We start from the raw sequence: 23,466 nt of genomic DNA on the forward strand, positions 1-23,466 counted from the left end.
ATTGACTTAATAACGATACAGAATCGGTGGAGCGGTAGTTCAGTTGGTTAGAATACCTGCCTGTCACGCAGGGGGTCGCGGGTTCGAGTCCCGTCCGTTCCGCCACTTATTTTAGAAGGCCTGCTATGATAGCAGGCCTTTTTTATTGTGAGTTTTAAACATACCTATCTATTCTTCTCTCATATATCAATATGGATATTATTTTATAGCCATCGTCCTCTGCATTTAGCGCTTGATTATCTATATAGATGGAATAGATATGATTAGTCTAAGAGCAGATATTAAAGCTATGCTTAAACATGGGTTTTTATCTATCTAATTTACTTATCGCTACAAAGTATTGGGTGTTATTTCTTAAATTATTCCTCGCCGAGGATATCTTGATTTGTTTTTACTGTCAGTATGATGGTGTGTTTTTATTGGTATCATATGTGAGAAGCTGTTTTTATAACTGAAATTTTATTGGTTATCATAATAAAAGTGAGAATATATTGATATACAAGGAATATCACATGAACTTTAATCTCATATATTATTATTGATTTTTATTAAATCTTATTCTCTCTCTTTTGTGATACTGGTATCTTATATTTTCCCATCTAATATCAGTTGATTATTCTATCTGTTTAAATTTTAATTCTGCTTACTCTCAATTGAGGTTTTTTTTTAGTTTATTCATCTGTGATGGGTTAAATTTTGCTATTTATTGAACAACTCTTCTGGTATTGAATTCTATTTTCTTATTTCTATAATCATTTCGACTTAGCGATTAAGACTTTTTATTATTTTTGCTAAGTAATTATTAATTAACCAATGTGTTATATGGTCATGGAGTTATTATTAATTAAGTGGCGTATTCGCATTATTTCAAAATAAGGAAATTATTATGAAAGAGATTGAACTTCATCATGGTAAGAAAGCTGTTGGCGGTTGTTTGATTTGGAAACTGATCTGCTGGAAGCCTTGCAGACCTTGTAAACCAAAACCACCTTGTGGTGGCGGTAACGGCGGCGGTACTGGCCCTCGTTAATTCTTATCTGTAAGTAATATTAGCGCTCTCATATATTGAGAGCGCTATATAAACCCTTTTAATTCCTTAAATAGGGTGAATACGATATTAATAATTTGAATAATAAAAAATGAACTTTTCATGGCCAGGAAGCCTGACTTCTCCTCATCAGGTACCACTTATACTTCAACATGAATATACAGAATGTGGATTAGCTTGTTTAGCTATGGTGATGGGCGCTTATGGCCATCGTACAACGCTTTCTGAATTACGGCGAGAATATCCAATCTCTTTAGAGGGAGGAACTTCTATCGCAGATTTAGCTGAATTTGCTATAACGAAAGGAATGACGCCAAGACTTCTTCAAGGGGAAATTGAAGATGTTCCACAGCTAACTTTTCCAGTTATTGCATTTTGGCGCAATTCACATTTTGTCGTTATTACCGAAGCAACTTCTTCCACTCTTTGCGTACATGACCCCATTTTGGGGGAGCAACAATATACATTAGAAGAAGCCCGCGCCCTGTTTTCTCAATACGTATTAGAATTAAGACCAACAACCAGCTTTAAAAAGCGTCAGCCTTCTGATGCATTAAAGATGGGGACTTTAATTAGTTGGGTCAATGAGCACGGTAAGAATCAAATTATTCTATTAATGCTGATGTTCTTCGGATTGCTGTTGCTGTTGGCCGTTCCTTCCTATGTTCAGTTGGTTATCGATCAGGCGATACAGAAAAGTGATTTTGATCTGGCGATTCTATTGACCTGTATTTTTTCAATGGTCTTTTTGTTTCAGGCTATGACCCAATTATTAAGAACGTTGTTGGAGGTTGTGGCGCGTAATCTGAGTTATGACCAATTGAGCCAAACGGCCTGGCGGCATAATTTGAGTTTGGGGTTATCGTATTTTCAGCGTCGTCCTTTAGGGACCGTTTTGGCGATAGACAAGTCATTGGAAGCCTGTTCAGAATTTATCAGTAATGGTTATGCCAAGCTGATTTATTCCATCGTCATGGCATTGATTAGCCTGATATGCATGTTTTTGTATAACGTTGAGATGGCGGCATGGACACTACTGCTCATGTCGATATTCTTCTTGATCCGTTATGCTTTGATTCGGCCGTTTAGACGAGCGGTGGATAAAGAGATTGCTGAATCAGCCCAATATGAATCGTTACTCGCTGAAACTCATGAAGGAATTGCCTGTATTAAATCCAGTGCTATCGAAGCTGGCCGGGGAGCGGTTCTGGATAAGGCCATGCGCCGGTCTGTTGAAGCCCGCATTCGTAAAGATCAACTTACGGCCAAGTTTAATGCTGGTTCGATGATGGTGGTCAATGCCGAGCAACTGCTAGTCGTGTGCTTGGGTGCCTGGATGGTTATTCAAGGTGAGATTTCAATTGGTATGCTTTATGCCTACCTTTCCTATAAGCAATATTTTGCCGATAGCACTGTTGATGTTGCTGAAGGTTTACTGCATAAAGCCGCATTAGAAGCGCCATTGTCACGAATTTCTGACATGATGGCGACGGAATCAGAAGCTAAAAGCTTTGGTAATAAACGCTGTCCTCATCCATTACAACAAATTGAGCTGAATAATCTCTTTTTTGCTTACCCTAATCGCGCTTTGATTCTGGATGATATTTCTACCGTTTGGCATCGAAAGCAAGAAGTCGTGCTGGTTGGCCCGAGTGGTTCGGGTAAAACAACATTACTACGAATGCTGAATGCGATGTTAAGCCCTACCAGCGGCGATATTTTCTATGATGGCATCAATCAAAAAGAGATCACTCCTGAATCATTACGTAAGCATGTTCGAGTTATCCATGCTGATGAACATGTGTTTTCTGGGACGATTCTGGAAAATATTTCTGGCTTTAGCTATCAGCCAGACTTATCCCGGGTGAAAGAGGTTTGTCGAATTGCTGAGATAGCAGAGGTTGTTGAGTTGCTATCTCATGGTTATGAAACTGAAATTATGCCCGGTGACTCTTATCTCTCCGCTGGGGAAAAGCAGCGTTTAGTATTAGCCAGAGCGTTGTACCATCAGCCTGATTTTTTGTTGTGTGATGAATTAACCGCCAATATGGATCAGAAAACGGCGCATAAGATTTTACACAATCTGAGAGAGTTGGATCTGGGGCTGATTTTTATTACTCATACGCCTGAACAAGTTTATCAGCAGGGAGCACTGTATATTTTACAACAAGGTAAGTTGATTGAAATTGATGAACCTAAACGTTATCTGCAGCAGCAAAGTTAAGTAATATGATCGCAAAAGGAAAGAGCACCATGGAAGATAAATCAGATTTATCAGCACGTAATACCGCTTCATTTTACCGAATCAGTCTGGTGAATTTGCGTTCGGTAATATTACTTTTTATTAGCGCACTGGTGTGTTTTATTCTATTTTCTATTTTTTTCAAATTCAATGACAGCGTTGCTGCGCGCGGTATTTTAATTAGTCCCGAAGGGGATATACAGGTAAAAGCGCCAGAGTCTGGTACGTTGATTGAATTTGCCGTTATTCCTGGGCAGAAAGTGACTGCCAATAGTGTTTTGTTTTGGATATCCAAGGATCATGGCGTTGGCAGTACGCCGTTAAGTAAATATAACCATGAGCGCTTAAGCCTTGAGTTAGAGCGCGCTAAGGCTCGCTTATCATTACTGGATAATTTGAAGCAGCAGCAGACTCAACGATTTGAGCAGCAGCAAAAATTGTACGATGACAGTTTGCAGACGATGCGCACTAAGCAAGTGCAGCTTAAAACACTCAGTGCTAACGCTCGTCGTAAATATCAAGCCAGTAGGCAGCTAGCGGAAAAAAGTCTGGTTTCACGTACCGAACTGGATGAAGTGAATAGCAATATGCTAACGCAAGAGCTTAATGAGAAGATTGAAAACGGTAATATTTTGGATCTGGAAAATCGTAAAAGTGCCGCGGTGAGCGCCCATCAAATTGAAATTAATAGTATCGAGAATGAACAGTTTACGCTACGGACTCAGATCAGCGATATTAAGCGCCAGATTCTGACGGATGGCACTAACCGAATTGCGGTACTGGCTCCCTCAGATGGTACGATTCTCTCTATTAACTTACCGAAAGGCAGGGGGCTTTTAGCGAATGAAGAAACCGTAATGGTGCTTCGCTTGAGTGAGCCTGCGTATATGCAGGCATATCTGTACATACCGGCAACCGGTGTGGGTAATTTGGAAATGAATAAAGAAGTCAGACTACGTTTTGATGCTTTTCCGGTAGATAAATATGGTTCAGTCACCGCTAAACTGGAAGAAATGCACCCGGTTGCCATTGATCTAAAGTCAATGATGATTGAGGGGGATGTAAAACAAAACTACTATCTGGCACGTTTAACGATCCCTCCTTCATTTCGTGATGCTTACGGTAGCCAACATTTATTATTGGGTGGGATGACGCTAAATGCCGATTTGACCATTGACCGTAAACCACTAATCATGTTGTTGTTAAGTCCGCTGGAAAGAGTTCGTCAGCGATTCTTTTAAGTGCAGTAGAGCGTAGGGCCTACTCATTATTATCTGGTACCTATTCTTGATGAATGCATCGTGATGACCGTTCTTGACGTTTTTATTATTGGTTTAACGTTGAGTTTCTGGTTTGAAACCCCTATAACAGGATAAAGTAATCTTTATCTTCTGCTCATGGATGGGGTGTATAATCTCAGGAAGAGAATTTCTTAATGACAGGCTCTAATGGTGCGGAAAAAAAATTTTTCCATGAGGTATGCGGCGGGATTACCTGCCGAACGTATTTTCCCTGGTGTTCTTGCTGATACAGGGCAGTTAATCACGCCTCCGCTTCAGTCTTTACCGACGAATGGCGCGTTAAGCGTCATGGTGTGGAATATCTTCAAACAGCAGCGAACAAACTGGTTAAACGTACTTAAAAAGTACGGCTTAGAAAGCCAACTGGTTTTGCTACAAGAAGCCCAGACTACACCTGAGCTGCTCCATTTTGCGACCTCTAACTATCTGGCAACAGATCAAGTACCAGCAATTGTTATGCCTCAGTATTCACTTGGGGTCATGACGCTGTCTTGCGCGAATCCTATTTATTGTTGCCCTTTAAGGGAACGTGAACCGCTGTTACGTCTATCTAAATCGGCTTTGGTAACGGTATATCCATTAGATGATGGGCGGCAGCTGATGGTGGTGAATATCCATGCGGTTAATTTCAGCATTGGTGTCGATATTTATAAGCAGCAGTTAAAGCCGATTGGTGAGCAGATCCTTCAACATAAAGGACCGGTAATACTGGCCGGAGACTTTAATGCCTGGAGTAGGCAGCGATTACATTCGTTATATCGTTTTTCAACGCTGACAGGATTACAGGAAGTCCGCTTTTCTCGCGATTGGCGAAAAAAAGCATTTGGCCGTCCTTTGGACTTTGTTTTTTATCGTGGATTACAGGTTGAAGAAGCATCGGTTTTAGTGACGGAAGCATCAGACCACAATCCGTTACTGGTGAGGTTCCACGCTAATCCATGACGAATTAGCGTGGAGAGACAGGATTAGCGTTTATACAGCGTTAACGTATCACCCGGCTGAAGATTGTGTACATCCTCCAGGCTTGAATTCCACTTCAGCACATCATTAATATCGACTTTATGACGTCTGGCAATACTAGTGAGAGAATCGCCCTTACGTACACGATAAGTGATACCACGATTACTGCTGTTGCGGGTAATCTGGAGCGTTTGTCCCACTTTCAGTTTGCTGTTTTTAGCCAGTTTATTCCAACTTTGGATATCGCTGGTTTTAACTTTATGACGTTTAGCAATGGAAGAAAGGGTATCACCTGCGCGAACGGCGTATTTAACCTTTGAGGTTGCTCGGCTACTGGCGATTTGCGCTATCTGAGCTTGTTGAACCGTTAGCTGAGCGATATATTCACCAGATAGCGGCAAAGTAATTTTCTGACCAGGGGCAACCTGTGCAGTTAAATTATTTGCTTGCTTGATTGAATCTATGCTGATGCCATAACGTTTAGCTAAAATTTCAATGGTTTCACCCTGAACAACACGATGCTCACCCCAGTTAACCAGATTCATTTCACCACGGGTTAGTGATGCCTCTAGCTTTTTGGCATTTTTAACCGGCAGCATAATTGCGTGTGGGCCATTAGGGGCGGTGACATTATGTTTGTAGCCAGCATTATAGGTTTTTAGCTTTTGCAGCGGCATGTCAGCCATTTTCGCCGCTTGAGTGAGTTCGATTTGTTGGCCCACTTCAATACGGGTCAAAGCACGATTCAGATTGCTATTTGGCAGATCGAGGCCGTAACGGTCACTGTTCTTCACCATTTCGCTGAGAGCCAGCAGTTTGGGAATATAGCGCATTGTTTCTTTCGGTAAATTCAGAGACCAGTAGTCTGTAGGACGACCCTTCGCCTGATTTTCCTTGATCGCATTGAGTACTCGGCCTTCGCCAGAGTTATAGGCAGCAATTGTTAATAGCCAATCCCCATCGAACAGACCGTTTAAGCGCTCCAACATATCCAGCGCTGCGGTTGTTGACTGTGCGACATCTCTGCGCCCGTCATACCACTTATCTTGCTTAAGACCGTAGTAGAGGCCAGTTGTCGGTACAATTTGCCATATTCCCGCAGCTGCGGCTGAGGAGGTAGCATTGGGATTAAAAGCGCTCTCCACTATGGGAAGTAGTACCAGTTCCATTGGCATATCACGATCTTTGATCTGGCTGACGATCCAGTATACATACGGTTCAGCCCGCAACGTTACATCGTGGAGATAGCTCTTGTGTTTGAGGTAGTACTCTTTTTGTTCACGAATCCGCTCGTTTTGCGGAATCTCCATTTCCAGCCCTTCACTGACAGCCTGCCATAAATTTTTCTCAGTCTGGCCGTCTTCATCCATAAGCCAGTCGATATCTGTTTGAGAATTACGTGCAAAAAAGTCATTAGCTGAAGACGGATTCTGCTTCGTTGTTGGTGTCGAAACCTGATGATTAGTACTCTGACATCCGACAAGTAATACAGAAGCGAATAAAATCGCTTTGGCCTTCATATGCATTAAAATATTATTGGTTGATTAAAAGTCGACCGATAATACTTGGAGTGGCGCTATAACTCAACAAAAAGCGTCAGTAATTGTCCTTCATTGCTCTTAACTGTTTAAAAACCTGCCAAATTTCGATAGTTGGATCATTGATGCCTAACTTTCTTTGTAAATCAATTTGATGACATCTTAGAAAAAGATTAATTTTTCGTTCTAACTGTAGCTCAGTTGGCACTGAAGCTTGGTTTTCTGCCCTTAATTGCTCAATTTGTTGCTGATATGTTTCAATGTCGATATCTTCTGGTAAAACATAGTTTGCGAAACGTAAATTAGACAGCGTATATTCGTGAGCGCAGCATACTTTTGTGTTATCGGGCAATGCAGCTAGCTTTTGAATTGAATGGTACATCTGTTTAGCAGTGCCTTCGAATATACGTCCGCATCCTGCTGAAAACAGTGTGTCACCGCAGAACAGATAAGGTGAGCAATAGAAGGCGATATGGCCGATGGTATGACCCGGCACATCAAGTACTGAGAACGTCATTCCTCCAGCGACAACATGATCGCCTTCTTTAACGATGATTTGCGCCCCTTTACTGCGAGTTTCTTCAGGCCCATAAACCTTTAGCGCTGGATAATGTCTAACTAACTCAGCTACACCACCAGTATGATCGTTGTGATGATGGGTTAACAAAATGGCATCAGGTGTTAATTGATGTTGTTGCAACGCCTGAATTACGGGGTGAGCCGTGCCGGGGTCGACAATGATGGTTGTTTGACTATCTTTGGTTAATAGCCAAATGTAATTGTCCTGAAATGCGGGAATACTGATAAGATGCATGATGGTCCCCTGATTTTAAATGCTACTAATAGAGATAATAATTCATGAGAGCTGCCCGCACAGATAAAATTATCGCACCGCCAGCATCTTGGGATGAGTTATCTCATGGGGGAGCTTATCGTATAGCGTTAGAGCAACAATTAGAACCATGGTGGCCGAAATTATTTGGTTTTCACTTATTGAAACTGGGTAATCTAAGTGCGGCGATCAATACAGAAAAATGTCAGATTGCTCACCATATTAATGTTTCTGCATCGGGCGAACAGATAGATATTTATGCGGATAACCTGCAATTGCCCTTTATCGATAAAACCCTGGATGCCTGTTTATTGGCTAATACCTTAGCCTATTCGGAAGATCCCCACGGTATTTTACGCGAAGTTGATCGCATTTTAATTGATGATGGCTGGTTAATCATCAGTGGATTCAATCCGTTCAGCTTTGTTGGCATCGGAAAGATGGTGCCGATGGTAAGAAAAAAACACCCCTATGCCAGCCGTATGTTCAGTAAAATGCGTATGATTGACTGGCTAAGCCTGCTGAATTATGAAGTGCTGTATCATTCACAGTTTCAGAGCGTGCCTTGGGGAGCACAAAACGGTTTTTTGAGCACTCACATACCGGCTTTTGGTTGTCAGAGTTTAATTATTGCCCGCAAACGGACCATTCCTTTAACGTTGAATCCGCTTTTATCATTTAAAAAACGTTTTCGTGTGAGGTCTGGTGCCGTTGGCGCAACGAAAAATATGCCGAATGGCGATTAAACTTTAGTTTATTCTAGGCTTCAGGGGTGTAACCGGTATCGGTTAGCGTTGGGTTTTCAGCCGCTGTTTTGGCTAAAATATCGCAACGTTCATTTTCTTCGTGACCGGCATGGCCTTTTACCCAATGCCATTCGACATTATGGTGAGTAATCGCCTGATCGAGCCGTAACCAAAGATCGACATTTTTAACCGGCTTTTTATCGGCAGTTTTCCAACCCCGCTTTTTCCAGTTATGGATCCATTTCATGATACCTTGTCGTACATACTGACTATCGGTACTCAGGGAGACACTACAGGGAGCGGTTAACGACTCCAGAGCGGTAATGGCCGCCAGAAGTTCCATCCGATTATTGGTCGTGAGAAAATATCCTGCACTAAGGGTTTTCTCATGCTGTTTATAGCGTAAAATAGCACCATAGCCACCGGGCCCAGGATTACCCAGACAGGAGCCATCGGTGAATATTTCTACCTGTTTAAGCATATCTGGTAGACTCATCATAAAGTTGAAAACGGTAAGTCTGACACAAAATGGAACCAATAAGCACTGAAATTACACGACAGATTGTTCTCGATACTGAAACCACCGGTATGAATATGGTTGGGGTTCACTATGAGGGACACCGAATTATTGAAATCGGTGCTGTTGAAGTGGTGAACCGTCGCCTGACGGGCAGGCATTTTCATGTGTATATTAAGCCCGACCGCTTGGTTGATCCGGATGCTTATGCGGTACATGGGATTAGCGACGAATTTTTGGCGGATAAACCAACGTTTGCGGAAATCGCCGATGACTTTTATCAGTTTATTGATGGTGCGGAATTAGTGATTCACAACGCGTCGTTTGACGTGGGCTTTATGGATCATGAGTTTCGCATGTTACGTAGCGATTATCCGAAAGTTGAGTCATTCTGTACGATAACTGACTCATTGCTAATGGCGCGTAAGATGTTCCCGGGCAAGCGTAATAGTTTGGATGCGCTATGTACCCGTTTAGATATTGATAACAGCCGCCGAACGCTGCACGGCGCTTTACTCGATGCCGAAATTTTGGCCGAAGTTTATCTAACGATGACCGGTGGCCAAACCTCATTATCATTTTCTGTTGATGGTGAGACGCAGACTCAAGCCCGAGGTGCCGAAATTCAGCGTCTTGTTCGTGCCGAAAGTGCTCTCAAAATTGTTTATGCCTCTGATGAAGAGGTGGAAGCCCACGAATCACGTCTCGATCTTATTGCCAAGAAAGGGGGCAGTTGTCTCTGGCGCACACCCGTTGACGGAGAAACCGTTAATTAGCTGTTTTTATTCGGTTCGCTGAATTTGTGTGCAAATGATTCTGTTTGAGTAAATTTTCATTGACTCCCGCTGCACGGAACCTTACTATCATCCCGCTTTCCAAGGAAAGTCGAGTGGAGCGGTAGTTCAGTTGGTTAGAATACCTGCCTGTCACGCAGGGGGTCGCGGGTTCGAGTCCCGTCCGTTCCGCCACTACTTTAAGATACCAGACCTTAGTGTCTGGTATTTTTTTATGCGCATGATATTTTTGTTCATTATTTGATCGATTAAATGTTTGATTTATTATTTTAGCCCGCTATCAATTCAATCAATATTGTCGGGAAGATGGCATTAAACGATTGATGAGATCCACCATACTCGTCCTATAACGGTAAATTCCCCACATTCTATTTGTTCTTTAGCAACAATCTCGTCTTTATAGTTTGCATTATAAGAGCGCATGGTGATGCTGCCATCTGAGTTCTGTATCAATGTTTTAATTTTTTGCACGTCGCCAATACGGATAGCATACATCTTTCCATCGCGCACAATTTTATCTGCGGTATCAATAGAAACAGTATCGTTATCAGAAAGTTTCGGCTCCATACTGTCACCCGTTACTCTGACGACCTTTAAGTTTTCAACATGAATACCTTCACGCCTGAGTGTGTGAGCCCTAAAAGGTAGCGTGTAGATTTCATTTTCTTCTGTATTGTAGTACCCATCGCCGGCTGAGAGATGAATGTCTAAAACTGGAACTTCAACAAACTCAGTATTTGTTGTCGATATCTCTTCCCAGGTAATGGGCTGTAGGCGTGATGGTTTTAAATTAGTATCAGTATGTGCATCTTGACCAAGACCGAATAATAGCCAATCAATAGAGTAACCGGTCTTCTCACAAATAATGCGTGCAACATTTTTACTCATTGAATTTCGTTTTAACCAGTTAGTGACGGATTGTGGTGAAGCACCAGCAAGTTTGGCTAATTCTGTTTGATTCAAATTTTTTTCTGTCATTATTTGTTTTAGTCTTTCTGATAATGAGCCCATGATATCTCCCTTTTCTTTAATTTATATAAACTATTTTTAAACAAACGGTTTAAAATTGCAATAAACATTTTGTTTATTTTGTTGACATGTTTGCGCATGTGCTTTAACATTTTGTGTATAGCTTAGGATGACTACAGGGAAAATAGTGATGAGAGATATTAAAACAGTCTTAAAGGGCTGGGCAAATGTTAGAGGCACTAAACGAGTAGGTACTGAGTTTCCTTCTCATTCTTCGGGGTTTATATCGGTCAATCAACAGTTTGATTATCGTCCTTTTTTAACTGAAGATGAAGCCGAGTTGGTTGATAAATCTGTATTAAGATTAAGGAGTTCGGATCCGTTCGCTTATGCGGTATTAACTTCTTATTATTTAAATAGGATTTCATGTAACCGTCAGGCTAAGGTGATGGGCAAACGGCCTCATTCTATTTCTGAAACATTAAATTATGCTGAAAAATATGTTTTAGCTAAGATTGATGATGCAATGGACGTCGCTGCTTAAAGTATTTAAATGAAATATCAGACTTTATTTTTTATGTCTATCTAATAACTTTATTTGAGTTAATGGTAATTATCATAACCAGCTTCGGCTGGTTTTTTATTATCTAAATATGGCTGAATGTAGAAATGCGTGATAGGTCATTTTATACATTTAAAAATTATATCAGCTAATTATAATTAAGCTGGTGTTATAGTTTTATTCATTATAATAACGTTGGGTAAGTTAAAGGTTATTAGAACGAAATATTGCATATGTAATTTGTTTTTTATTATTTTTAACTGACAGCGGATTATATTAATCATTCATTTAGGGGATTTAAACATGCCTCTTGCTATTTTTATAGTGAGAGGACAGATATTGCCTATTTCATTGGTGATAAGAGTAATTAATATGCCAACAGAAACATTATCCATCTACAGTGTAAAAGATATTCTCAAGTCTCTTTTACGTTTAACAGATGAACAAATTACAGCTTCATTTCAACCCAATTTGACCAGTCCTCTTGCTGCATTGGCATTATTAGAGGTAGCTCCTTTAGGAGGAGCAAAATTGGAATTTCTTCATCATGATGAAATTGAACGTGTCACTGTTGATTGTTCATCAACTATTCGTTTAACAACCTATGGGGAACAAGCCTATGAATTAATGATGCGCGCTTATTGTGTAATTCATTCCAGCCAAGGTAAAAGTGAATTCAAAAGAAAACATTTAAGCCTTCTTAAAACGTCGCCGATAAGGCAACAAAATGAAGGGTCAATACCAGAACAATCTGTATCAATGGAATTGATCTTAACTCATAAAATCAATGTGGATGTAGAACAGCGACGCATGGACGCTTGCGGTCTGGTTGTTCATACAGAAACCAATAACTTAAAATAAGAAAGAGAGAAATATGTCACTACCTTTATCCCAAATTGTTAATGTACAGCTTAACTCATCACCAGTAGCGCCATTTCGACGCGACTTTGGCACGTTAGCGCTATTCACACCAGAATATGGTCATGTTTTTACCGATCCCAATACCGTATTTATTGAATGTGCCACACAAAATGATGTGGAAAAAGCATTTGGCTCACGTTCTGAAACTGCGGCGGCATCACGTCTGTTTTTTTCCCAAACGCCAAAACCAAAACAGCTTATTATTGCGCGTTGGAATAACACGACTCAGACGATTTCGGCGGTTGAAGCGGCGGTTGAAGGATATCCTGTTAGCACAACATTAGCCGATATGGCCTATATTACCGATGGCTATTTATCATTGGTTGCTGATGGTCAGAAGTTTGATATTTCAGGCTTGGATTTATCAAGCGGCGTATCAAGCTTCACCAGTATTGCTACCATGATTAATTCATTGTTGCCAAAAACCAGCCCAATTAACGTCATCTTTGATGAAGTTGGGCAGCGGTTTATTATTAAAGCTAAAAATGCCGGGCAGCAACATTCTGTTGATTATGTCGTTGATTCAGCATTATCCGGCACCTATATTGGCAAACTGCTACAGTTGGAAAATGGGCAGGCTGAAAAACTGAAAGGTGGCGATGCGGCAACAATCTCCGTGCAATCATTGCCGGAAGCGTTTACCGCATTGCAAAATAAAAATCCAAATTGGTATGCAGCAAGTATTGTTGCGGCATTAACCGATAGTGAAATTCAAGCCGCGTCCGACTGGATTCAAGCCTCTGATAAAAAGGTGTTAGGTTTAACAACGTTAAAATCCTCTCATATTGAAAATAGTAATGGCAATATTTTCAAAAAGCTGGTGGATAAACAGAACGATCGCACAGTGGTTTTATATGATAAGAACGATCAATATGCGATTAACTCTTGGTTAGCTCGAGCATTAGCCGTTAATTTTTCTGCCAATAATTCAACCATTACCATGAAATTTAAGTCATTACCGGGCGTTTCTGCGGATGATTTAACACTGACCGAAGCAAATAAATGTAAAGCATTAGGTCTGAACTATTACACCTATTTTGATCAGGCGGCCATGGTGGCGGAAGGCACTGTGCTTGGCAAACGTTTCTTTGATGAAGTACATATTCTTGACTGGTTTATTGATGCAGTTGAAAAAGAAACCTTTGCTGTGCTTTATCAGTCACCAACCAAAGTTCCTTTAACTGACGCTGGAACCGCTCGATTAATTGCTGCGGTGAAGAAAGTCTGTTTAGAAGGTATTAAAAACGGTGCTTTTGCACCTGGGGTATGGAATGGAGATAGCTTTGGTACATTAAATTCAGGCGATCGCTTAGACGATGGTTTCTATGTATGGGCTGATACCGTTGATAATTTATCAATATCCGACCGTGAACAACGTAAATCACCACCAATCCAAGTTGCAGTTAAGTTAGCAGGAGCCATTCATTCTGTCGATGTGATGGTGAATTTCAATCGTTAATATTTCAATCTATTTATTATTAATTAATTTTAGGCCCATTTAGGGCTTTTTTTATAAGGAAAATAAGATGGCAGTTTTTGACCCACAACAAACAGTAGTAATTTTAAATGGTGTCGTGATGAGTGATTGGGCCGATGGCTCAGATGTGATTAGCGCTACTCGGGCAACAGATATGGGGGCGATGACAATTGGTGCAGATGGTAAAGGTATTTTTATCCGGGAGCCAAATAAATCGGGTACGTTAGCATTAAAAATTAAACAGCATTCAGCAGATAACAAACAGTTTAGTGAATGGGCTCGTCAGCAAGAAAATCTAAAAACATTTGTTCCTTTCACATTAGAAATTCGCGATTTACTTAATGAAGACCAAGTGACGGCCACGAAAGGTTATTTAACCACATTACCTGGTTACGTTCGCGGTGCTGGTCATAATGCCCAAACGTGGACCATCGTATTTGAAAAAATGGATTTCCGCTTTGAAAAAGGATATGCAAACTAATGGAAATGAAACAAGAATTTTCAGTTGATGATGTGACTTATGTTATGACGCCAGCCAATGCCGTTGCAGCCTGGAGTGCATTAAAAAAAGCCGCTTCGTTATTGCGTGGTTTAGAGTTTGGTCATGGTCAGCAACCAGTTTCAATCGGTACGCTGTTGTCTAATTTAGGCGATCCAGTGGTTAATGACATTGAAAAATTGGTGTTTGAGCATACTTCGGTTTCCATTGAAGGAAATGCTTTTAAGCTAAGCAATAAAGTTAATGAACACTTTAATAAATACCGTTCTCATATGATTAATGTGCTTGTTGAGGGGGTGAAATATCAATTTTCTGATTTTTTCTCTGGCGGCGAGAGTCTGTTATCGGGTCTTCTACCGAAGACAGAGTAACAGGCTCTACTGATTGGTTCATTTTTGGCCCCGTTATGCGGGGCCTTTGTACTTTGAATGAGCTAAAAACAATTTATTCAATTGGTGATTTATGCTCATTTCATGAAGCCATAACGGAATGGGATGAGATACAACGCCAGCATAATGAGAAGCCAATAACATGAGTGCAGTAGGGCAATTATCAGATTTATCATCTGGAATGGATAAACTCAATGCTGCGCTACTCAAACTTTCAGGAGTATTGGAAGTTCAGCAACAAGCTGTGCTTAAGAAATTTAATCAATCACACTCCAGAATGACAAAAGATATTGTTAATAATATTGAGAGTAGTGCTTCTAAAATTAACCAATTATTCAGTGGGGTAGATAAGTCTCAATCGAATGTTTTTAAAAATATTACCGCACAATCAAGCCATACCACGTCGATTTTTACTCGATTAGAAAATGGGGTGATCGGTTTTTCTTCTCGTCTTACTGAAATCGCTAAGTTATCAGGTCTGGAAGGGATCGAAAAACAAGCGGTATTACTGTCAGAAAAGTTGAACCTGCTTGTTCAGTATATTAGTAAATTTGCAGCGATAAAGCAGCAATTCGATGAGCTACGTAACCATTTTGGCCAATTCATTGACTTTGTGTCGGAGAAGAAAAATGAGTTAATGACCAGCTTTAAAGGGGTTCGAACCAGCTTTATTAGTCTACTGGCGGTTTTTAGCCAGAATATGGCGGATAAGGTCGATGGGGCGTTTAGTCAGGCAATAGTATCAAGTAAACAATTTTTTAGTCAGTTGGCTGAAAAATGTCAGCAATCTTTTCCTCTATTGTCAAAAATTCCGGCCGGACTTTCTCAGGGAATGAGTAAGTTAAGTTCTGGTATGGATAAAGCTTTTTCCGGGATAAAAAAAGGAGGGCTAACCATTTTTTCTACGTTCTCCAAACTCAAAGGGGTTTTTTCTCATGCTTTTAATATATTGGGCGATATGTCCAAAATTCCGGGCATGGAGGGATTAGCGGAAAAGTATGAAAAAGTGCAGAAGAAAATATCTGAAGTCACAGATAAAGTATTTCAAGAATTATTAGCGGCTTTTTTGCCGATATTACTTGATATTTGTGAGCAACTACTTAAATTTTTGAAAGAGAATAAAGAATCTGTTGATCAATTTATTGCTGCATTAGGTTCAGTATTTTCTTTCTTAGCAAATATACTAACAATGGTTGTGAAAGCGATTTCTTCCGTTATTAATGGGACCGCTGGATTCAATGAGATCCTGATTACCGCCATTGCAACAGTGATTTTATTTGCTAAGTATCTAAGGCTTGCGTTTATTTCAAACCCAATTGGATTGATTATTGCTGCGTTAATTGGCTTATACGCTTTATTTCAAGACTTCTGCAATTACCTTGATGGCGGTGAGTCAAGTCTGGCAGGATTTTGGGAGCCCTTAGTCAAGGGGTTTAATGCGGTTAAACAGTTTGTAATGGGGCTGTTTGATTTTTTTAAAAACCTTATTGTTGGTTATTTCAGTTTAATTTGGCGCATTGTTTCCAATCCATTACAGGCATTTAAAGATTTTATCGCATTTATTCAAGACGCATGTGCGGATATTCCTGACATTATTAGCGATGCTTTTGAGACCGCATGGGATTGGGTCTTAAGTGGTATTGATGCGGTCATCGGCTGGATAAAAGATAAGTTTTCGGCAGTAACCAGTATTTTTTCTGCTATCGGTAGCTTCTTTGGCTTTGGTTCCGATGATGATATTAGTGCCACTGTCGATAAAACGCTGAAGACGGTTAGTGAAGTTCCCAAAGCCGTTGATTCCGCTCGAACAAGGGCTTCCCATCAAATAAGAAGTGCTAAAGATAGAGATATTGCGGTTAATAATCATAGTGAGCAGACGGTTCATATGAATATCACATCGGATAATCCCCACTTAGTTGCTGAAATTATTGATAAAAAATTAAAACAAAGGGATGTGTCAACCTATGAAGATAACCGGGCACAACTAAAGGTATAAACCATGCCAATATCAAATAAACGAGGAAAATCCCGCGCTTCTATTTCTAATCAAGAGCAACGGGTGAGCTTGTATAACCGTAGAGTGGGGCATTTAACGTTAGATGTGACCAAGTCAGAACAACATGGTTCACAGCTGAAAATTACCGAAAATCCGGTTGAATTTGGTGCATCGGTTACTGACCATTCTATGGTGACACCAATATCAATTAGTATCTCTGGCCTTGTTGTTGATTATGACAGTGAGCAGGAGGCTTTTTCTAATACTGCTTCGCCAACCATTCGCGGTAATAAGGATTTTGTGAATGACGTTTCTATTCCGGGATTAAAAAATAGAACTGATTATGCAGAAAAACTGTGTCAAAAAAGGATCAAGAAAAATGCCAGTTTAAATAACGATAGCGCCAAAGAAGCAAAACATGCCATTACGCCATGGTCGCCGGATAACTCTCAAGCTTGGCTGAAAGATCGCTCAGTGAAAAGTAATCGTATTGAACGTATTTATGATGACTTTCTGGCGTTACAAAAGCTAGGTCAGACAATAGAGATTACAACCGGCATTAAGCACTATAAAAATATGTTAATTGAATCTTTATCCGTTAGTCAGAGTTCTGAAGGATTCGCTGATTTTTCAATTACTGCCAGAGAGGTATTTATTGTGCAATCAAAAGTAATAAATGGCGTTGGTATTATTCTAAAAAATGAAAAGCAATTATCAGGACGGGCTGCCAGTCAAGGCTGTGCAAAGACGTCAGTGGGTTCTGTTGCTCCTAAGTAGTTTTCAATTAGAGGCTGATATGTATAAAATAAAATTAAAATCAATGCCTTATCAAGAATTTCACTTCACGATTAGAGACTGTAAATTACGGGTGACTTTACGCTATAACAGTATTGGTACCCAATGGTTTATGGATGTTTATGATGTGAAAAAGCAAAAGGTTATTGTACAAGGGGCTGCATTGGTGGTGGGTACCCCAATTCTTTGGCGCTCACCGACTGAATACTATTTTTATTTAACTGATGAGGAGCAATTGGGTTTAGATCCTATTTTTATGGACGATCTGGATTCTCGCTGTGTATTGCACGTTGGTTTAAAATCAGAGGTATTGGATGAGGCAATTTAATCGCCAGTTTCGGCTTGATATTGGTGATGAAAATGATGGGATCTCCATTAATAACTTACGCGTAGAATTTTCTATCAGTAAAACCATTGATAAAAAACCTAATCCGGCCCAGATTAAAATTTGGAATCTTAATCAAAGCCATCGTGAGCAATTAATTTCATTACAATTTAAATATCTCAAATTATTTGTCGGCTACGATCGGCTGAACATGATTTATGCAGGCAACATTAAGACTACGAAAGTTGTACGTGATGGGCTTGATATTCTTATTGAATTGGAATGTGCTGACGGCGATGTTGACTATAGAAATTCATTTATTTCAAGATCGTTAGCATCAGGGTGTACCGATCAGCATATTATTCAGGCGCTGTCAGACTCAATGAAAAATACCCAACCCGGCTCGATTGATATTCAATCCGAGTTAAGCTTGCCGCGCGGTAAGGTTTTGCATGGAGCCTCACGTGATTTACTGAGTGATATTGCGATAAAGCATAATGCCGATTGGTCGATTCAGGATGGAGAGTTGGTTTTCTTACCTAACGATCGTTTTCTGAATAAAGAAATTACGGTGTTATCACAAGATACCGGCATGATTGGCTCACCGGCAACGTCAGATAAAGATCTTGAAGTCTGTTGTTTACTTAATCCGCAAATACAGGTGGGGAGCAAGGTCCGTATTGAATCCATCGAAAGTATTCATAACGGTGATTATAAAGTGATTAGTGTATTGCATCAGGGGGATGCCATTGGCGGTGACTGGAAAACCACATTACGGTTAATCAATAAAAGGGAAGAAAAGAATGAGTGAGCTATCAACCAGTATGCCCTCACAGGATAATGCGATTGCCAGCACAATCAAGGCAACGTTATTACAAATACACACCGCTTTTCCTGGCAAAGTTGTTGCATTTAACCCAGCGTTACAAACAGCCCAAATTCAACCGATGATCGATCAAGTTCTCATTGATGATACGGTTATTTCTTTACCGGTACTGCTAGATGTTCCCGTTCAGTTTCCTCGAGCAGGTGAATTTGCTTTAACGTTTCCAGTTAAACCTGGTGATGAAGGGCAGGTGATTATTAATGAACGCTGTATTGATGGTTGGTTTCAATCAGGGGATCACAGTAAACCTTTAGATTATCGTTTATTTGATTTATCTGATGCGTCATTTATTCCCGGGATTAGTTCAGTACCAAAAGCGATACCGGCGTTTGATATGGACTGTATTGCGATACGTAAAGTGGATAATTCAGCTTATGTCAAAATTGATGACTCGGGCAGCATTGAGGTCGATGGCCAGCAGATGATTATCAAATGTCCTCTGTTTGTTGAGCAACTTTTGACATATCAGGGCGGAATGGCTGGTTCAGGAGGGAGTGGCGGCGCATCGGCCAGTATTTCTGGCACGGTTAAAGTTGCAGGTGATGTGATTGCCAATGGAGTGAGTTTAACCAATCACAGTCACCCTGGCGATTCAGGAGGAACAACAGGAGCACCGAATGCGAGTTAGACGATTAGATAAAAACCATGATTGGTCATTTGGTTTGGGACGTTTTAATTATGCGCAGGATAGCGAATCTATTGCACAGCGAGTCAAGACCCGATTACTGTCCTTTAAAGGTGATTGGGTACACGATCTGGAACATGGTATTCCCTGGTTGCCGCACTTTGAACGAAGCTTTGATTTATCCCGACTCGAACGAGAAATTAAATTACAGATATTGGAAACGGAAGGGGTTAAATCATTAGACGAGTTCACCATGCGCTTAGATCCCGATAGTCGGCAAATGACGGTGTCCGTTTATTTAACCGACCAATATGACCAACAATTAATAGTAAAAACTTAAACCTGCGGAAGCAGGTTTTTTTATAGGTGAAATATGGGACAACTTACACATACAGGCTATGTTCCTGAAAGGCTAAACACAATAATTGAAGAGCTGCAGTCCGGTTTCAAACGTATTTATGGTAATGATATTAATCTGGATCCTGATTCTCCAGATGGTCAAATGATTGGCTTAATTGGACAGATTAAAGCTGATTTAGAAGAACTGGCAGAAGTGATTTATCAAGCTCTGGATCCGGATCATGCAACAGGCGTGTGGCTAGAACAAAGGGCTGCCTACGCAGGGTTAATTAGACGAAAAGCAAGCTATAGCTACTTACGTAATGTGGTACTTACTGGCGATCCGTTTACCAAAATTTATTCAGGCGCTGTTGTTAGCGATCCAAATAAAAATCGCTGGTTGCTGGTCAATGATGTCACGCTAAATGCTCAGGGGTCGGCAGTGGCCGATTTTCGCAGTGAATATTTAGGCAGCTACCCGGTTAGCGAAAAAACAGAACTAAAAATTGAAATCGTTGTTCTAGGCTGGCGATATGCATTGAGCAGTTATGCTGCGGAGATTGGTCAGGAAGAAGAAAGCGATCCGGTGTTTAGAAAACGCTTTTTTCGTTCACGGGCTAAACAGGCGAAAAATAACGTTGATGGTTTAGTGGCCAGCTTAAATCAATTACCTGACGTTAAAGAAGTGATGATTCTGGAAAACTCGACCAGTGAACCGGATAAAAATCAGGTTCCGGCGCATTCTATCAATGTCATTATTGACGGTGGCGATGATTATTTGATTGCAGAAACCGTATTTAATAGAAAAACTGCAGGAACCGGATTATTCGGTCAAACATCCGTTGTAGTACGTGATACACAAAATATTGCCAGAGATATCTGCTTTGATCGGCCTAAGTGGGCAAACTGCCAAGTTTATTTAGAACTGTGCCGTAATCAAGATTTTACCAGCATTGATATTGATGCAATTAAAGTGGCGATTAGTCAAATGACATTCTCTATTGGTCAGTCAGTGAATATTTCACGCTTATATACGCCGATTAATCAGACTCAGGGCTTTTGGGTTGATAAGTTATTTATTGCCCGTAAGGGCGAACCTCTAAAAGCGCAGAATATTGATATTAATATTCGTGAAATTGCCAACATTCATATTGATGATATTGAGGTGATTGTGCGATGAAATATAGTGAGTTACTGATTTGGCAATATAAAGATAAGCCAAAGGCTAAAGCAACCATTGAGCTGGTTAGCGAACAATATCAAAAAACGGCTCAGGGTTTAATTAGCTTGGTTGAAGCACTCAATATTGATCGCGCAGAGGGTAAAAATCTTGATTTGATTGGGAAACACGTTGGACAGTCACGCATATTAAATCATGCGATGTCAAAAGAGCTATTTGGCTTTTGGGCTTCTTTAAATAGTAAGGGCTTTAGTCAAAAAAGGCAGTCAGGCGGCAGGTGGTATAAAAAAGGCAGTATTTTAGCCGAGTCAGCAATACTGGATGATGAAGACTATCGTTTTTTAATTCGTTGTCGGATCGCTAAAAATTATATGACCGGCACTATTGAAAATATTACTGAACTATTAAGTTTTATTTTTAATTCTGAATCGATCGCCTACGACCAATATGATATGTCGCTTTCTGTTGTGATTAAATCCGATGATATTTCAACATTTAAGCGTTATGCCATCACCCAGCTGGATATTTTACCCAGACCCGCTGGCGTCAATATCTATTTCTATACAGCTATCTCGAATAAGCCCTTTGGCCTATTGGGAGGCGTTGGTGCGTATGCTTTTAATGAAGGACAATTTGCGAGAATACTATGAGTCAATATACAAGACCGGATGAGAAGGTTTTTGCTCAATCAGCCAAAGTAGGCGAGGTTGAGTCATTTCCTGATGTTGAACGAGGATGGGGAGTTGCTTTTGAACAATCAGATGGCATCCCACCAATGGAATGGTTTAATGGGTTAGGTAAAAGGACGGATGAGTCAATTCGTTACCTGCTACAAAAAGGGATATCAGACTGGTCAGCAACGGAAGACTATCCCCTTAATGCTTATGTTCAGCACAAAAATAAAATGTGGGTTGCTGTTAGAGCGAATATCAATGAACAGCCCTTAATGAGCAGCGCCTGGATACAAACCGCATTAACCATTGAAGAAATTAAACGGTTAATTCCGGATGTGCCAGTCAAAAGTGTGAATGGTAAGCTAAATCATGTGGTTCTTAATGCTCAGGATGTGGGCAGTTTTGAACGAAGCAAAAATCTGGCTGATGCTGACCCGGTGATTGTGCGTAAGAACCTGAGACTAGGAGCCGCAGCACTGCGTGATGTTGGTGTCGCCAATAATCAACTGATGCAAGTTGGGGCATTTGGTTTAGGCAATCAGCAGACCCAGTATACCAATGTCACAACGGCAAATAACTTGCTTACTACAGGGTTCTATTTTGTCGCCAGTACGGTGAAAGATATCCCCAAACTAAACGATAGCTATATTCTGGTTCATGTCGGGGTAAATACGGTTTATCAGGACCTAACGGTAGCCAATAGCGGTGAAAAATTTTCTCGGATTAAGCGAGGCAATAGCTGGTCTAACTGGCAATTGGTTATCACCGATGTGAATAGCTTTGCGATTACAACCCCGGTGGGCGTCCCCATGCCTTGGCCGAATATAAATCCACCTTCCGGCTGGTTAAAGTGTAATGGCGCATCCTTTGATAAAAATCGTTTTCCTCTTTTAGCGAAAGCTTACCCCGCTGGTGCTTTGCCTGATTTACGCGGTGAGTTTATTCGAGGCTGGGATGATGGGCGTGGTGTTGATGAGGCGCGAGGGATATTGACGGATCAGAATGATGCGATGCAAAAAATCACAGGGTACTTTCGTTCTATCGACAGGAATTATGACTGGATTGGCGGAAGTGCTTATTTACATAGCCGCTGGAGTACCAGCATTAAAAGTGGTTCTGGTGATGGTTGGGGGACAAATGTCATGTTTGATTCATCCCGAGAGGTGAGAACAGCAGAAGAAACCCGTCCCCGTAATATTGCATTTTTATATATAGTCAGGGCGGCATAATGAATAATATTAAATTTGATAAGTATGGATTAGCCAATAATGAAGGGATCATTCGCGTTTATAACGTTGATTCAATAACTGGCGAATATTTAAATTCAACCGATGAGCTTTTAGTTGCCGGTATAGGATTGCCTCAATACAGTTATCTTGATGAGCCTTTTGTGAGTCGAGCTGGGTTTGCTGTTTGTCGCAGAGATGGTGAATGGCAATATATTGAAGACCATCGGGGGGAAACAGCTTATGTAAAACATAACGGTGCTGAGCAGATTATGTCTGAGTTAGGGCCTATTCCGGCAGAGCTGACACTATTAAAACCGATGACGATTTATGATAAATGGCATGATGATCGGTGGGTAACAGATAAGAACGCTGAGCATCAGGCTGAAGTTGATACTGCAAAAATAGAAAAACAGCAGCGGGATGAGCAAGCCAAAGATGAAATCGTGCGTTTATCTGATGCCATTGAGTTTGGTATTGAACTTGATGACGATCGGGACAGATTAACGACCTGGCGTAAATATCGTATTTTACTCAACCGCGTTGATATTGAGACGGCACCAAATATTCAATGGCCAGAACAACCAGAATAGTCTGCTTAATCAAAGCCGCGATAATCATAGAA

The 23,466-nt window shown here is 40.7% G+C and carries 24 protein-coding genes, 2 tRNA genes and 1 pseudogene; 23 read left to right on the forward strand and 4 right to left on the reverse strand.

Annotation, left to right across the window (positions count from 1 at the left end):
• Nucleotides 1-28: 28 nt before the first annotated feature.
• The 5 genes from BMZ28_RS08765 (at nt 29) to BMZ28_RS08780 (ending at nt 5,533) form a co-directional block, all read left to right on the forward strand.
• Nucleotides 29-105 (forward strand) — tRNA-Asp (locus tag BMZ28_RS08765).
• Between the two features lie 781 nt (nt 106-886).
• Nucleotides 887-1,030: a hypothetical protein gene (locus BMZ28_RS17500; RefSeq protein ID WP_158487442.1), complete on the forward strand. Its 144-nt coding sequence runs from the start codon at nt 887-889 to the stop codon at nt 1,028-1,030.
• A 109-nt stretch (nt 1,031-1,139) separates the two neighbouring features.
• Entirely contained in the window at nt 1,140-3,272 is a 2,133-nt protein-coding gene (locus tag BMZ28_RS08770; RefSeq protein WP_074822469.1) for a peptidase domain-containing ABC transporter, read from the forward strand.
• 29 nt (nt 3,273-3,301) lie between these two features.
• Complete coding sequence (locus BMZ28_RS08775; RefSeq protein WP_047781572.1) at nt 3,302-4,531, forward strand: HlyD family secretion protein; 1,230 nt, start codon at nt 3,302-3,304, stop codon at nt 4,529-4,531.
• Between the two features lie 207 nt (nt 4,532-4,738).
• Nucleotides 4,739-5,533, forward strand: a complete 795-nt coding sequence (locus tag BMZ28_RS08780) for an endonuclease/exonuclease/phosphatase family protein (RefSeq protein ID WP_373876069.1) — start codon at nt 4,739-4,741, stop codon at nt 5,531-5,533.
• Nucleotides 5,534-5,556: 23 nt separating this feature from the next.
• On the opposite strand, the gene mltD is transcribed toward BMZ28_RS08780, so the two are convergent.
• Both mltD and gloB read right to left on the reverse strand, forming a co-directional pair.
• Nucleotides 5,557-7,071 (reverse strand): murein transglycosylase D, encoded by a 1,515-nt coding sequence (gene mltD / locus BMZ28_RS08785; RefSeq protein WP_047781571.1) that lies wholly within the window; start codon nt 7,069-7,071, stop codon nt 5,557-5,559.
• A 76-nt stretch (nt 7,072-7,147) separates the two neighbouring features.
• The gene (gloB, locus tag BMZ28_RS08790; RefSeq protein ID WP_074822472.1) at nt 7,148-7,903 is read right to left on the reverse strand and encodes a hydroxyacylglutathione hydrolase; all 756 of its coding nucleotides are present in this window, start codon (nt 7,901-7,903) and stop codon (nt 7,148-7,150) included.
• Nucleotides 7,904-7,947: 44 nt separating this feature from the next.
• Here gloB and BMZ28_RS08795 point away from each other — a divergent pair, with 44 nt between their 5' ends.
• Nucleotides 7,948-8,667 (forward strand): class I SAM-dependent methyltransferase, encoded by a 720-nt coding sequence (locus tag BMZ28_RS08795; RefSeq protein WP_047781569.1) that lies wholly within the window; start codon nt 7,948-7,950, stop codon nt 8,665-8,667.
• Between the two features lie 13 nt (nt 8,668-8,680).
• Here the strand turns inward: BMZ28_RS08795 and rnhA are convergent.
• A pseudogene (gene rnhA / locus BMZ28_RS08800) lies at nt 8,681-9,251 on the reverse strand (ribonuclease HI).
• On the opposite strand from rnhA, the gene dnaQ reads away from it, so the two are divergent.
• Nucleotides 9,196-9,960 (forward strand): DNA polymerase III subunit epsilon, encoded by a 765-nt coding sequence (dnaQ, locus tag BMZ28_RS08805; RefSeq protein ID WP_074822475.1) that lies wholly within the window; start codon nt 9,196-9,198, stop codon nt 9,958-9,960. The pseudogene rnhA and the gene dnaQ overlap by 56 nt on opposite strands.
• A 115-nt stretch (nt 9,961-10,075) precedes the next feature.
• Nucleotides 10,076-10,152 (forward strand) — tRNA-Asp (locus tag BMZ28_RS08810).
• 138 nt (nt 10,153-10,290) lie between these two features.
• On the opposite strand, the gene BMZ28_RS08815 is transcribed toward BMZ28_RS08810, so the two are convergent.
• On the reverse strand, nt 10,291-10,989 hold the full coding sequence (locus BMZ28_RS08815) for a LexA family transcriptional regulator (RefSeq protein WP_053007634.1): 699 nt from the start codon (nt 10,987-10,989) through the stop codon (nt 10,291-10,293).
• 148 nt (nt 10,990-11,137) lie between these two features.
• Here BMZ28_RS08815 and BMZ28_RS08820 point away from each other — a divergent pair, with 148 nt between their 5' ends.
• The 15 genes from BMZ28_RS08820 (at nt 11,138) to BMZ28_RS08890 (ending at nt 23,434) form a co-directional block, all read left to right on the forward strand.
• Entirely contained in the window at nt 11,138-11,491 is a 354-nt protein-coding gene (locus BMZ28_RS08820) for an antiterminator Q family protein (protein WP_047781567.1), read from the forward strand.
• Nucleotides 11,492-11,812: 321 nt separating this feature from the next.
• Nucleotides 11,813-12,370 (forward strand): phage neck terminator protein, encoded by a 558-nt coding sequence (locus tag BMZ28_RS08825; RefSeq protein WP_126467864.1) that lies wholly within the window; start codon nt 11,813-11,815, stop codon nt 12,368-12,370.
• A gap of 13 nt (nt 12,371-12,383) precedes the next feature.
• The gene (locus tag BMZ28_RS08830) at nt 12,384-13,889 is read left to right on the forward strand and encodes a DUF3383 domain-containing protein (RefSeq protein ID WP_074822478.1); all 1,506 of its coding nucleotides are present in this window, start codon (nt 12,384-12,386) and stop codon (nt 13,887-13,889) included.
• A 67-nt stretch (nt 13,890-13,956) separates the two neighbouring features.
• Nucleotides 13,957-14,388: a phage structural protein gene (locus BMZ28_RS08835; protein WP_047781564.1), complete on the forward strand. Its 432-nt coding sequence runs from the start codon at nt 13,957-13,959 to the stop codon at nt 14,386-14,388.
• Nucleotides 14,388-14,777: a phage tail assembly chaperone gene (locus tag BMZ28_RS08840; protein ID WP_047781563.1), complete on the forward strand. Its 390-nt coding sequence runs from the start codon at nt 14,388-14,390 to the stop codon at nt 14,775-14,777. The genes BMZ28_RS08835 and BMZ28_RS08840 overlap by 1 nt, the downstream gene beginning before the upstream one ends.
• 160 nt (nt 14,778-14,937) lie before the next feature.
• Entirely contained in the window at nt 14,938-16,791 is a 1,854-nt protein-coding gene (locus BMZ28_RS08845; RefSeq protein ID WP_074822481.1) for a phage tail protein, read from the forward strand.
• A gap of 3 nt (nt 16,792-16,794) precedes the next feature.
• The gene (locus BMZ28_RS08850) at nt 16,795-17,568 is read left to right on the forward strand and encodes a phage baseplate protein (RefSeq protein WP_074822484.1); all 774 of its coding nucleotides are present in this window, start codon (nt 16,795-16,797) and stop codon (nt 17,566-17,568) included.
• A gap of 19 nt (nt 17,569-17,587) precedes the next feature.
• Nucleotides 17,588-17,914 carry a phage baseplate plug family protein gene (locus BMZ28_RS08855; protein WP_047781560.1) on the forward strand — a complete coding sequence of 109 codons (327 nt, stop codon included), beginning with the start codon at nt 17,588-17,590 and terminating at the stop codon, nt 17,912-17,914.
• Entirely contained in the window at nt 17,901-18,722 is an 822-nt protein-coding gene (locus tag BMZ28_RS08860; RefSeq protein WP_074822488.1) for a phage protein, read from the forward strand. The genes BMZ28_RS08855 and BMZ28_RS08860 overlap by 14 nt, the downstream gene beginning before the upstream one ends.
• Nucleotides 18,715-19,425 (forward strand): Gp138 family membrane-puncturing spike protein, encoded by a 711-nt coding sequence (locus tag BMZ28_RS08865; protein WP_074822491.1) that lies wholly within the window; start codon nt 18,715-18,717, stop codon nt 19,423-19,425. Before BMZ28_RS08860 ends, BMZ28_RS08865 begins: the two co-directional genes overlap by 8 nt.
• Complete coding sequence (locus tag BMZ28_RS08870) at nt 19,415-19,762, forward strand: contractile injection system sheath initiator (protein WP_074822495.1); 348 nt, start codon at nt 19,415-19,417, stop codon at nt 19,760-19,762. Before BMZ28_RS08865 ends, BMZ28_RS08870 begins: the two co-directional genes overlap by 11 nt.
• Nucleotides 19,763-19,795: 33 nt before the next feature.
• On the forward strand, nt 19,796-20,941 hold the full coding sequence (locus tag BMZ28_RS08875) for a baseplate J/gp47 family protein (protein ID WP_074822497.1): 1,146 nt from the start codon (nt 19,796-19,798) through the stop codon (nt 20,939-20,941).
• Nucleotides 20,938-21,591 (forward strand): baseplate wedge 1 family protein, encoded by a 654-nt coding sequence (locus BMZ28_RS08880; protein WP_074822500.1) that lies wholly within the window; start codon nt 20,938-20,940, stop codon nt 21,589-21,591. The genes BMZ28_RS08875 and BMZ28_RS08880 overlap by 4 nt, the downstream gene beginning before the upstream one ends.
• A complete protein-coding gene (locus tag BMZ28_RS17625; RefSeq protein ID WP_074822502.1) occupies nt 21,588-22,844 on the forward strand; it encodes a phage tail protein in 1,257 nt (418 codons plus the stop codon). Before BMZ28_RS08880 ends, BMZ28_RS17625 begins: the two co-directional genes overlap by 4 nt.
• Nucleotides 22,844-23,434: a tail fiber assembly protein gene (locus BMZ28_RS08890; protein ID WP_074822505.1), complete on the forward strand. Its 591-nt coding sequence runs from the start codon at nt 22,844-22,846 to the stop codon at nt 23,432-23,434. Before BMZ28_RS17625 ends, BMZ28_RS08890 begins: the two co-directional genes overlap by 1 nt.
• Nucleotides 23,435-23,466: the final 32 nt, after the last annotated feature.

It is taken from the genome of Pragia fontium DSM 5563 = ATCC 49100 (assembly GCF_900112475.1).
Classification (GTDB): Bacteria; Pseudomonadota; Gammaproteobacteria; order Enterobacterales; family Enterobacteriaceae; genus Pragia; species Pragia fontium.